Origin of the sequence: Porphyromonas sp. COT-290 OH860 (assembly GCF_000768935.1) — a bacterium.
In the GTDB taxonomy this organism is placed as follows: domain Bacteria; phylum Bacteroidota; class Bacteroidia; order Bacteroidales; family Porphyromonadaceae; genus Porphyromonas.
Map to the genome: position 1 here is coordinate 138919 of NZ_JRAR01000053.1, position 12301 is coordinate 151219.

General features: G+C 48.5%; 12 protein-coding genes. All 12 read left to right on the forward strand.

All coding sequences use genetic code 11. The annotated features are described in order from the left end of the window. Positions 1 to 38 precede the first annotated feature (38 nt). The 12 genes from HQ41_RS09355 to HQ41_RS05930 all read left to right on the forward strand — a co-directional run bounded on the left by HQ41_RS09355 (position 39) and on the right by HQ41_RS05930 (position 11886). Complete coding sequence (locus HQ41_RS09355) at positions 39 to 746, forward strand: outer membrane beta-barrel protein (RefSeq protein ID WP_052405313.1); 708 nt, start codon at positions 39 to 41, stop codon at positions 744 to 746. A gap of 178 nt (positions 747 to 924) precedes the next feature. Beyond that, positions 925 to 1728, forward strand: a complete 804-nt coding sequence (gene kdsA / locus HQ41_RS05880) for a 3-deoxy-8-phosphooctulonate synthase (protein WP_044189133.1) — start codon at positions 925 to 927, stop codon at positions 1726 to 1728. A gap of 9 nt (positions 1729 to 1737) precedes the next feature. Next, positions 1738 to 2361: a DUF3256 family protein gene (locus tag HQ41_RS05885; RefSeq protein ID WP_044189137.1), complete on the forward strand. Its 624-nt coding sequence runs from the start codon at positions 1738 to 1740 to the stop codon at positions 2359 to 2361. Between the two features lie 30 nt (positions 2362 to 2391). After that, entirely contained in the window at positions 2392 to 3297 is a 906-nt protein-coding gene (locus tag HQ41_RS05890) for a hypothetical protein (protein ID WP_235316917.1), read from the forward strand. A gap of 953 nt (positions 3298 to 4250) precedes the next feature. Then, positions 4251 to 4997 carry an ABC transporter permease gene (locus HQ41_RS05895; protein ID WP_044189141.1) on the forward strand — a complete coding sequence of 249 codons (747 nt, stop codon included), beginning with the start codon at positions 4251 to 4253 and terminating at the stop codon, positions 4995 to 4997. Positions 4998 to 5014: 17 nt separating this feature from the next. Continuing rightward, entirely contained in the window at positions 5015 to 5749 is a 735-nt protein-coding gene (locus HQ41_RS05900) for an ABC transporter ATP-binding protein (RefSeq protein WP_044189144.1), read from the forward strand. A 28-nt stretch (positions 5750 to 5777) separates the two neighbouring features. Beyond that, positions 5778 to 6440 (forward strand): PASTA domain-containing protein, encoded by a 663-nt coding sequence (locus tag HQ41_RS05905; RefSeq protein WP_081964780.1) that lies wholly within the window; start codon positions 5778 to 5780, stop codon positions 6438 to 6440. Between the two features lie 26 nt (positions 6441 to 6466). Then, the gene (locus tag HQ41_RS05910) at positions 6467 to 7576 is read left to right on the forward strand and encodes an RluA family pseudouridine synthase (protein WP_044189215.1); all 1110 of its coding nucleotides are present in this window, start codon (positions 6467 to 6469) and stop codon (positions 7574 to 7576) included. A 35-nt stretch (positions 7577 to 7611) separates the two neighbouring features. Continuing rightward, entirely contained in the window at positions 7612 to 8703 is a 1092-nt protein-coding gene (locus HQ41_RS05915; protein ID WP_044189147.1) for a TlpA disulfide reductase family protein, read from the forward strand. A 479-nt stretch (positions 8704 to 9182) separates the two neighbouring features. Continuing rightward, on the forward strand, positions 9183 to 9923 hold the full coding sequence (locus HQ41_RS05920) for a (Fe-S)-binding protein (RefSeq protein ID WP_044189150.1): 741 nt from the start codon (positions 9183 to 9185) through the stop codon (positions 9921 to 9923). Next, positions 9920 to 11287: a lactate utilization protein B gene (locus HQ41_RS05925; RefSeq protein WP_044189152.1), complete on the forward strand. Its 1368-nt coding sequence runs from the start codon at positions 9920 to 9922 to the stop codon at positions 11285 to 11287. The genes HQ41_RS05920 and HQ41_RS05925 overlap by 4 nt, the downstream gene beginning before the upstream one ends. A gap of 5 nt (positions 11288 to 11292) precedes the next feature. Beyond that, positions 11293 to 11886, forward strand: coding sequence for an LUD domain-containing protein (locus HQ41_RS05930; RefSeq protein WP_044189154.1), 594 nt, complete (start codon positions 11293 to 11295; stop codon positions 11884 to 11886). Positions 11887 to 12301 lie beyond the last annotated feature (415 nt).

Consider the following 12301-nt stretch of genomic DNA (forward strand, 5'->3'; position numbering starts at 1 on the left):
TGATATTAATGTATCGGTAATTCTAAATAATCAACAACATGAATTTTTTTTCTAAAATTATTGCATCGGTGCTTCTACTAGGAGCGTCGGTAGCTAGTCTTAGTGCTCAGTTCGATCAGCTACGCTATCGAGCAGAAGGAGGGGTGACAGCTTCACGAGTATCTGGAGTGGGGCATCCTTCCAAACCATTCTTGCTCGGCTTTAGGCTGTCTGGTCAAGTGGTACTTCCTTTTAGATATAGCAATTTCGCCCTGCAAACGGGTCTGACACTTACGAACAAGGGGGAGAACTCGAACTTCTACGTCGAGGACACCTCGATTGGGTATTCTGGGGGTAGGTTTACTCTCTCCGAAGAGAGCAGCCTAGGTTTTATGTATCTTTCCCTCCCATTGGAAGTGTCGTATAGACTTAATATCAATGCGCTAAACAAGATCTACTTGGCTGTTGGCCCATCGTTCAACTATGCTCTGTCTGGCGCAATCAATGGCCTTAAAGCTCCCGGGATCAGTAAGAGCTATGATGTGTTTGGTCAGAAATTATTCAAGAGATTTGAAGTTAGCCTTGGTGCCAGCGCTATGTATGCATATAGAGATTTCTATATCAAGGTTGGTGCCGAATATGGTCTTACTACGATCGACGATCAGCACCGTGTGCTGATCCTTAACGATCGATACAGAGTATCTCCGTTTGCTAACGATCGTTCACGCCATGCGCTTGTCTACGCTACTCTAGGTTATCAATTCTAGTCGATAGGTAAGAGGGACTCAGTCATATCTGAGCGATATGTCACAGAGGGTCTGCACCGCAATAAAGATTGCGGTGCAGACCCTCTCTCTGTTTCCAAGAAACAGAAGCGAATAGCTGTGAGCTATAAATAATTATCTTTGCGGAAAGAAGATTGTATTATCTAAAGACTTAAAGAAAATGATCAAGTATCAAGATCTAACCTCAGGGAGTAACTTCTTCCTTATGGCTGGTCCCTGTGCTATAGAAGACGAAGCTATGGCACTACGCATAGCAGAGCATATTACACGCATCACAGAGCGTCTTGGTATTCCCTATATTTTCAAAGGTTCCTACCGCAAGGCCAATCGCTCTCGCGTAGATTCTTTCACGGGTATAGGCGACGAGCGGGCCCTGAAGATATTGGCTAAGGTGCGTGAAACCTTCGATGTGCCAGTGGTGACGGATATCCACGAAACGGTAGAGGCCGAGATGGCTGCCGAGTATGTAGATGTCTTGCAGATCCCTGCATTTCTATGCCGTCAGACCGACCTAATCGCTGCAGCTGCCCGCACAGGCAAGATGGTTAATATCAAGAAAGGGCAGTTCCTCGGAGCTTCGGGTATGGAGCACGCCGCACGCAAGGTTACTGATATGGGGAATAATCAGGTTATCCTCACGGAGCGAGGCAATAGCTTCGGCTACTCGGACCTTGTTGTGGACTTTACCAACATTCCTACTATGCGTGCGACGGGCTTCCCCACGGTGATGGATGTGACGCACTCATTGCAGAGGCCTAATCAGTCTAGTGGGGTGACGGGAGGCAAGCCAGAGTTGATAGAAACAATTGCCAAGGCCGCTATCGCAGTGGGGGCTGATGGCTTGTTCATCGAAACACACCCAGAGCCAGCCATTGCCAAGAGTGATGGTGCTAATATGCTTCGTTTGGATCTACTCGAGGGGCTACTCGAGCGTTTGGTTCGCCTGCGTCAGGCTATTATTTAGGTTAAGTCGATGAAGATATTTCGTATTTTGTCATTGGTCTGTGCCTTGGGGCTTAGTAGCCTCGCTACAGCTCAGACGGATCAGCTCTCTAGCTACATCAAGAGCTGCCCGCTGATTACGGACGCTCAGCGTACTCAAGCCTTACAAGACTTAGAGCAGAGAGAGCTTTTGCCCAAAGGGGTGACAAGCTATACCATAGCTACGAGCGATCTGAGCCGCTTGTCGATCAAGCTATTCCCTATGCTCAACGGTACGCCGCTAGTTCTAGTGATTGAGAGTGTAGATGCGCCTATTAAGGATAGCAGTCTACGTAGCTATTCGCCTAGCTGGCAGGAGCTCCCTCAGGTTAAGCTTTTCGATCGAGAACCTCTGCGCCCACTGATACTTGAGCGTTGGGGTATGCGTGCAGGGCAATATGTAGAGCAGCGCCTAGGGCAGTTGCTCTATCCCCTTCATCTAGAGATGTCGTGGGTCGAGGGTGAGCAAGATTTGCTGAGCGTTAGGCCTATTCTGCCGCTTACTCTGAGCGACAAGGAGCACGAGGAGTTGGTATCTGTGGCAGAGCAACGCCCCGAGCTACTCTATCGGTGGAATGGTTCGCAGATGGTACTACAACCTGCGTTACCTAAGTAGTAGGATTAGCAAACTCAAACGGAGATGAAGATGAAAGTAAAGTATGTCGTCCTAGGGGCTGTTCTGCTGATCTTGGCTCTGATCGGTGGTTTCTGGCTGATGCTCGACCGTGAGCGAGAGCAGTTTGAGCGAGAGAAGGAAGAGCTGGCACAGCTACAGAAAGAGGCTATGCAGGAAGAGCTGGACAACCTCTCGGACGAGTATGAGCATCAATACAATAAGCTTACGCTTAATGGGCGGGAAACTTCGTTTAACCTAACCAATGATTCGCTTATTCGGCAGCTCAATGGTGAGCGTGCCAAGGTGGATAGACTGCTGGAGGAGCTCAATCAAGTCAAGACGACCAATGCTGCTCGCATTGCTCAGCTAAGTAGGGAGGTGGGTACACTGCGCAAGGTGCTCAAGACTTACGTTGTGCAGATCGACTCGCTACACGCAGCTAACCAGCGACTCAGGGAGGAGAATAAGGCTGTCAAGGCAGACTTCCAGCGAGCCACGAGTGAGGTTAGGCAGTTAGCATCGCAGAGGAGCGAACTGGCCGATAAGGTCACATTGGCTGCAAAGCTTGATGCGACAGCAATACATGTAGCAGCTCTGGATAAGAAAGGCAAGGCAACTAAAAAGATTGGTCGTGTGGAAACCCTGCAAGTGAGCTTCCGTGTGGCCAAGAATATAACGGCAGAGGTTGGCGTGAAAACCTTCTATGCTCGACTTGTGATGCCTAACGATGAAGTTATGCTCAAGGCTGGAGCAGGTAATTTCTCTTTCGAGGGCAAGTCAATTCCTTTCTCCATGCGCAGAGAGGTTGAGTACAATGGCGAAGAAACTCCCATAGTCATGTACTGGAATGTGGAGGAAGCTCTCCAGCCGGGTGCTTATCGTCTGATGCTCTTCGAGAGTGGGAACTTGATTGGGTCACATACATTCTCTCTTTAGAGAACCAATTAACTAGAAAAGGGGGCTGTGTCAAAATTTATTTTTGGCGCAGCCCCCTTTTAAGATATCTCAGGCTGTGCAAGCTACAAGGCACTAAGACTGAGGCTGACGAGGAAGTCCGTGCGGAGGAAAGGGAGCATACCAAAGTATGTGATTGAAACCAAATGTCGTGGCAACACAGCAGCTTGTTTATTTTATTATGACACACCGCCTCTAGCGTATGCCAGAGTGCGAAGTGCATATGCTAGTGTGTAGTATCAGATACCAACCATAATATATTTAAGTGAGGCCTAATGTGCATGGAGAGCTTAGGCTTCTTTCTTCTTTTTAGTTAAGTAGTGTAAAATATTCGTGGGGATATTTCGTAGTATGGGTCAGTCGTTTGTAGAGGGTGAACAGAGTGCATTGGGGAAATTGATGGGAAGGCTTTTGAGGATTGCTGGGCTAATCCTCGGCGAAGTGTCCGTCAATTCTCAAAGATTAATGGGAAGAAATCCGCAGAAGTTGGCTGCAAATACTTGACGTCTATTTAGTGTTTTATTTATGTGTTTGGTTTGTAGTGCTTTGTGATTGTCCTGTTCTAGGCAGTCTTTTGTGCCTATCTAGGGCGAGGCACCCAAGTGCCAGCGGACGTAACCTAGAGCCTGTAAGAGGGCAAATACGAGGTTTAGACTTTGGGCTCCGAGCAGTGAGTGGGTTCCCATCAACATTCTGAAAACTGACCTAAAATATAAATTTTGGGGTTCTTGAATAATCCTGTCATTGCTGGAGTTTTTATCTCCTACCGCTCTCTGATCCCGTCGCCCGAGTATCCCCAGTGGCCTAGTCGTAGGTGAGAGTCGTACCTAGCCCTATCACACTTGTAAACACAAGTGGTCTAGGCTATAGTGCTACATTTACCTTATCGAAAACCTTCTTATCTTTGTGCTAAATAAATTGAATAAAGTAAATAGATGCAATACAAGATGCTCGCTCAGATGGGCGAATATACAGAGCTGATGAAACGGACGATTGCGGTCCCGGGTCGTTGGCGTATGTTTTATCGATCTCTCGTGAGAGAGATATACGAACTTGGGGTCAATTCCCTTGGCATCGTTTTTATTATATCGTTTTTTATTGGTGCAGTTATTACCATTCAGTTATCCATCAATATCTCAAGTCCGCTTATCCCTAAGTTCACGATTGGTTACTCTGCTCGTGAGATTATCCTATTGGAGTTCTCCTCAACGGTGATGTGCCTTATTTTGGCTGGTAAGATTGGGTCTAGTATTGCCTCGGAGCTAGGGACTATGCGTGTCACGGAGCAGATAGATGCTCTTGAGATCATGGGGGTAAACTCTGCCAATTATTTGATATTGCCCAAAATCACAGGCTTGATGCTCTTCATACCCATTCTCTCCATCTTCTCCATGATTACGGGGATAGGGGGAGGCTACTTGGCGACCTATGTCGTGGATAGTTTGCCGACGAAGGATTTTATTTATGGGCTACAACTGATGTTCAATGCCAAGTTCATCGGTCACTCGATCATCAAGTCGCTCGTGTATGCTTTTATCATTTCGTCAGTAGCTTCTTACCATGGCTATTGTGTCAAGGGTGGAGCACTGCAGGTAGGCTCGGCGAGTACGCAGGCCGTAGTGCGTAGCAGTGTCCTTATTCTGCTCTTTGATGTTATCCTCACCGACTTGATGCTCACTTAATCTAGCGGAATACAAGAATGATAGAAGTTAAATCACTACATAAGAGCTTCGATGGTAAGGAGGTCCTCCGGGGTATTGATGCAGTTTTTGAGGCAGGTAAAACCAATCTAGTGATTGGGCGCAGCGGAGCAGGTAAGTCTGTTTTCGTCAAGTGTATGATTGGGCTCTTCCAGCCTAGTAGTGGGGAGATCCTATACGATGGGCGTAACATTGCAGCGATGACTAAGCAGGAGCTCGTACAGCTACGCCGTGAGGTGGGTATGCTCTTCCAAGGGTCGGCTCTGTTTGATAGTATGACGGTGCTGGAGAATGTAATGTTCCCTATGGAGATGTTCTCTACCGACCCTGTGCATGTCTATAGAGCCAAAGCAATGGAGCTACTCGAGCGTGTTGGGCTTACCGAGGCTGTGGGGCGTTACCCGAGTGAGATTAGTGGAGGTATGATGAAGCGCACGGCCATCGCTCGAGCCTTGGCACTCAACCCTAAGTATCTATTCTGCGACGAGCCCAACTCGGGTCTAGACCCTAAGACAAGCAAGGTAATTGACCTGCTTATTCGGGAATTGACTCAGGAGTACGGCATCACGACGATTGTCAATACCCATGATATGAATACTGTGCGTACCATTGGTGATAAGATTATCTACATCAATAGAGGACGCAAAGAGTGGGAGGGAAGTAGTGAAACGATCGAGAGTACTGGTACTCAAGGACTGCTGCACTTCATCAATGCAGGCTTGGATACCGAGTAATCGGCCAAATTAAAGTATATAGACTAAGATGACTAAGAAAACCTCAATAATTAAGCACTTGATCCTCATGGTTGTGGTCAGCATACTGATTTTGCTGGGGACTATGTGGGGGCTCAAGATCTACACCCGACATCAAGACAATGTGCGGGTTCCTAACATTATCGGTAAGAGCCTAAGTGAGGCATACAGCCTATTGGAGGGTACCAATCTGCGCTACGAAGTCGTAGACTCACTCTATGACAAAAACCGTAGGCCAGGGACTATCGCAGAGCTAATCCCTGCAGCAGGAGCTTCGGTTAAACCTGGGCGTATCATCTTCCTTAAGACTTATGCGTCGTCCCCTATGCGTTACTCGGTGCCATACGTCAAGGATATGTCTGTACGTCAGGCTCGAGCCCTACTCCGAGGGTTGGGCTTTGAGAATATCACAGAGCGCATCGTGCCGGGCGAGCATCTTGAGCTATGCGTTGGCCTAGAGCTCAAAGATGGGCGACCTATCGAGGCGGGAACCATGATCGCCAAGGAAACGCCTATCGTGATGCTCATCACGGGTGTCGTACGCGACACGCTCTCGACTCGGGACCTGATCGAGGACTACGAGTATATGGGAGAGCTTTCAGGTACCGATAGTACCGTTCGGGTCAAGCCAGCCAAGCGAGATACAACAGATACTCCCGACGACTGGTGGTAATGATGACGACAGACAAGGCAATGTCTATGGACGATGAGTTGCAAGCGTGGGCCGATGAGCTTATTGAGCAGGATCTCGGGCTTGATGATAGTGAGGACGAAGCCGAGTACCTAGGTCTAGAGGCTAGCGATCAGCTCTACGAGCACTATCGTGTAGTGGCAGATCCGGGGCAGAGCTTGCTGCGTGTGGATAAGTTCTTGGCCGACCGAATGGTCAAGACAACCCGTAGCCGCATCCAGCAGGCCGCAGAGGCTGGTTACATCTTCGTCAATGGCAAGCCCGTCAAGAGCAACTATCGGGTTAAGCCCTTGGACGTAGTGACCCTACAGCTACGCCGGCCACGTAGGGAGATCGAGATTATAGCCGAGGATATACCACTGGATATCGTTTATGAAGACGCAGACCTATTGGTGATCAACAAGCCTGCGGGCCTCGTGGTGCACCCCGGGCATGGCAACTATACGGGTACGCTAGTCAATGCTCTGGCCTATTACCTCAAGGACGACCCGCACTATGACCCCAGCGATCCTCGCCTAGGGCTTGTGCATCGTATAGACAAGGATACGAGTGGTCTGCTTGTAGTGGCTAAACGAGCAGAAGCCAAGGCACATCTGAGCCGCCAGTTCTTCAACAAGACGACACATCGCTCCTATCGTGCCCTCGTTTGGGGGCGCTTCGATCAGGACGAAGGACGCATCGAGGGGAATATCGGTAGAGATGACCGAGATCGCCTACAGATGGCTGTTTACCCCGTAGGGAGCGACAAAGGGAAGCCCGCTGTAACGCACTACAAGGTGCTGGAGGAGCTGGCCTATGTGAGCTGGGTGGAGTGTAGGCTCGAGACGGGCCGCACGCACCAGATACGTGCTCACATGAAGCATATTGGGCATACACTATTTGCGGACGAGCGGTACGGAGGGGACAAACCTCTATGGGGCAATCAGTTTAGCAAATACAAGCAATTCGTCGCCAACTGCCTCTCTATCTGTCCTCGTCAAGCTCTGCATGCTAAGACTCTTGGCTTCGTGCATCCCACAACGGGCGATGAGCTGCTATTCGATTCCGATTTGCCAGACGACTTGGCTACTCTGCTTGAGCGTTGGCGTGTCTATGCTAGAGGGGTCGATGAGGTCTAGATAGACGGTATCAACAATGTAAATTATATACTTAGATGAGAAAAGAAAGATTAGTTTATGCTTGCTTCGTGACTTTGCTTCTGGCGATGGTCGCTTGCAATACGAGTAAGCCAGTTGAGGGGTATGTGATCTCAGGAAGCATTTCGGGTGCCAAGGATGGAGATAGTGTTTTCATCGAAATCATCGACAATATGGAGCTTACTCGTTTGGATACAGCTATTATTCAGAGTGGGAAGTTTACCTTCTCGGGGCGTCAGGATTCGATCGAGCTACGCTACATATCCTGCATTACAGATGAAGATGCTTTCAGCGTACCGTTCTTCTTGGAGAACGGAGAGATCTCCATGTCTATCTCTTCTGATGAAGTGAAGGTAACTGGCACCAAGACCAATGATATACATCAGACCATACGCAGTAAGATGACTCAGGCTCTTAGACAAATGAATGCTGTTGCTTCCGATACTACACTCAATGAGGAGCAGTACAACGAACGGATGGATTCGGCGGAGATGATGTATGACCAAGCGATCAGGCAAGGAATGAAGGAGAATATGGACAACCCTGTGGGCATATACTTCTTTAAGCAACAGTATTTCGATAACAGTTTGTCGGAGAACCTTCTTCTATTCGATATGATCCCCGACAAATATCTCAGCGATCCTGACCTCCAGGGTATGAAGCAACAGATGGAGCAACGGAAGAAGACAGATGTCAATGTCCGCTTCACAGACTTATCCTTGCAGACGCCCCAAGGGCAGATGGTTCAACTATCGGATTATGTAGGCAAGGGCAAGCCCGTCCTTCTAGACTTCTGGGCTAGTTGGTGTGGCCCATGTCGTCAGGCTATGCCAGACTTGGTGCGTATTTACAAGGATTATGCAGGTAAGCTAGAGATCGTAGGCATCTCGCTGGATGAAGATACTGAGTCTTGGCAGAAGGCTATTGAGAAGCTAGAGATCACTTGGCCACAAATATCCGACCTGAAGGGCTGGCAGAGTGAAGCAGTGCTAAAGTATGGTATTCACTCTATACCACATACCTTGCTTATTGATGGTAATGGTATCATCATTGCACGTGATATACACGGAGATCCTCTAGTCAATAAGCTAAGAGAGCTATTCGACTAGGCGTATATTGCAGGGTTTATCAACAAGGGGGCTGGGTCAAAATTATTTTTTGGCTCAGCCCCTTTTAGATGTTTCAGAATCTGCAAAATGCAAAGGACCAAGGCTGAGGCTGACGACGAAGTCAGTGCGTAGCAAAGGGACCATACTAGAGTATGTGACCAAAGCCGACGCCTCAAGCGATGTCGTTGCTTGTGTGAGATGCTACACGGTTTATTTACCTCGGTTTATGGCGACATCCTAGGCACCTATTGTTACATCTTCATGCTATCAGCCTCGTAGCTAGTAAAGTATTTGCATATCCCCCTTCCTATTTCCAGATAAATTTTAGCTGTAAATAAATACACAGGATCAGATTTATGTCGGATATTAAAATTGCATGGCGTTTGTTTTGCTTATTTTGCCTATTGTTGGTAATTTAGCTCTCGGATAATGAGAGAGTTTGTCTCTTGTAGGTATTTACTTAAACAGAGTTACAGAGTATGAAGGTCGGATTGTTTATTCCATGCTACGTCAATGCGGTGTATCCGCACGTAGGCATTGCGACGTACAAGCTGCTCACCTCGCTAGGCTTAGATGTAGAGTATCCCCTCAACCAGACTTGTTGTGGCCAACCTATGGCCAATGCAGGCTACCAGCATCAAGCACGCAATTTGGCTACCCGTTTCGAGAAGCTATTTGAGGGCTTCGATGTGATTGTTGGCCCATCTGCGAGTTGTGTGGCGTTTGTCAAAGAGAATTACCCGAATATTTTGGGCAAAGAGGCGCATCTGTGCCAGACACCGGGTCTTATCAAAGACGTTATTGAGTTCCTCCATGATGATCTCAAAATCAGTTCCCTAGCATCTTCATTTCCGCACAAGGTGAGCATTCACAATAGTTGTCATGGTGTGCGAGAGCTGCATCTCTCTACTCCGAGCGAGCGCAACCTGCCCTATATGAATAAGATCAGGGCACTGCTTGAGCTCGTGCAGGGCATAGAGGTAGTGGAGCCAGAGCGTATAGACGAGTGTTGTGGCTTTGGTGGTATGTTTTCTGTCGAGGAGCCAGAGGTTTCGGGCTGTATGGGCCGTGACAAGGTACTCGATCACATGAAGACGGGCGCTAGATACATCACTGGGAGTGACAGTTCCTGTCTGATGCATATGCAGGGCGTTATAGACCGAGAGAAGTATCCGATACAGACTATTCACGCAGTAGAAATCTTAGCAGCTAACCTATGAGTACTTCACATGCCAAGGCGGCAGCTCGATTCCTAGAGAATATGCCGCGCGCTCAGTGGCACGACCAAGCATTGTGGTTCGTGCGTCAGAAGCGAGATAATATGAGCAAGCAGGTCCCCGAGTGGGAAGATTTGCGTCAGATGGGGCACGACATCAAGAGGTATAATGTGACGCATCTGGCAGATTTGCTTGAGCAATTTGAAGAGAATGCCAAGCGCAATGGTGTTGTGGTGCATTGGGCAGCAGATGCTCACGAGCACAATCGGATCATTCATGGTCTGCTCAGTAAGCATGGCGTCAAGAAACTTGTCAAGAGCAAGTCGATGCTCTCGGAGGAGTGTGACCTCAACGACTACCTGCACGAGCGGGGGATCGAGGTCGTCGAGACTGACCTCGGGGAGCGTATCTTGCAACTTATGGATGCTAAGCCAAGCCATATTGTGATGCCTGCTATCCACATCAAGCGCCAAGAGGTGGGGACGCTTTTTGAACAAAAGATGGGCACGGAACCGGGTAATAGTGATCCTACCTATCTTACCCATGCCGCCAGACACAGTCTTCGAGAGGAGTTTATCCACGCCGATGCTGCTATGACGGGGGGGAACTTCGCCATAGCACAGACTGGCGAGGTCGTGGTCTGTACCAATGAAGGTAATGCCGATATGGGTATGTCTTGCCAGAAACTCAATATCTGTGCTTTCGGTATTGAGAAGGTTATTCAGAGCCTTGATCAACTCGCTGTGTTCACACGTCTGTTGGCACGCTCGGCCACAGGACAGCCTTGTACGACCTACACTTCCTCTTTTCGCAAACCTCAGCAGGGAGGGGAGCTACACTTCGTCATCGTAGACAATGGCCGTAGTGATATTCTAGGCAACCCAGAGCATGATAAGATGCTCAACTGCATACGTTGCGGGGCTTGTATCAATACATGTCCAGTCTATCGACGCTCAGGTGGTTATTCTTATAGCTACTTTATTCCGGGGCCTATCGGGGTAAATCTTGGTATGCTCAAAGATCCTCGCAAATACTCTGGCAATGTTTCTGCTTGCTCGCTCTGCCTATCCTGCTCCAATGTTTGTCCCGTCAAGATTGACCTTGGCGAGCAGATCTATCGTTGGCGTCAGAATTTATCTTCGCTCGGTGTAGCCAACAAGGAGAAGAAGGCTATGTCTAGTGGTATGAAATTCCTAATGCAGCGACCAAGCCTATTCAACACGGCTCTACGTCTAGCTCCCGTAGCCAACAACTTACCTCGGTTTATGCTCTACAATAGCCTAAATGCTTGGGGCAAGCATCGCGAACTGCCTAAGTTTGCTAGTCAGAGCTTTAACGATTGGTGGATTAAGAACCAGAAAAAATAACAGCTATGTCACAGGAAGCTAAAGATAAAATACTCGCCAACATCCGCCGACATACACGGCACCAAGAGCCGCATCCAGATTTGGAGCACTTTAAGGCGACGAGGTACGAGGACAAAGTAGCTCAGTTTATCAAAATTACTGAGGCTGTCGGTGGTAAGGTCGTTCAGGTTAAGCCAGAAGATGAGTTAGGGACTATTATTCGTAGTCTATACCCGGAGGCAGAGCGATTTATTAGTGATTTGACGCTCTCTCCTCTAGTCTGCACCTCACCACGAGATGCTAGCTCGGCGATCGAAATGAATGGCACGGATGTAACGGTTACGACCTCACCCCTTGGGGTTTGTGAGAATGCGTGTGTGTGGGTGGAGCAGACCGAGGAGTGGCGTGCTCAGTTCTTCATAGCAGAGAACCTTATAATTATTTTGGATAGAGCCAACCTCGTACATAATATGCACGAAGCCTATCAGAGGGTTAAGGGGTTTAATCCGCAGACACCTTTTTCAGGGTTCATTAGTGGCCCATCCAAGACGGCAGATATCGAGCAATCTCTCGTCATGGGAGCGCACGGAGCTAGAGGGCTGACGGTGCTATTGCGCTAGTTGCACGGCGATAATCTTATATAAGAAAGGCGGTGCGTCGAGAGCTAATCTCGACGCACCGCCTTTTTATGTTTGTGTATGCGCATTGCAGGCTCCTATGACCATCATTCCTATTCCTCATGCCAAAGCTGTGATCGAGAAACACGTCGTCAGCGTGCCTCCCTCCTGCGGTTCCTATTCACAGGCCCTTGAGGAATATGACTTTGCCTAGGTTGGCGCAATGCTCTCTGTGTACGTTTCAATTCACGCATCCCGCACGGGATGCGACAGTTTAGGCACAAAGATATAGTATTTATGCGGGCTACAAGCCTATAAAATGAGACTATTGCGCAATGCGCCGCTCAAAGTTTCTTGTATCTTTCTCGGTGTTTTTTGCGTGTTTGAGCGGCTTGGGGAGCCTTGAATACTATCCCCC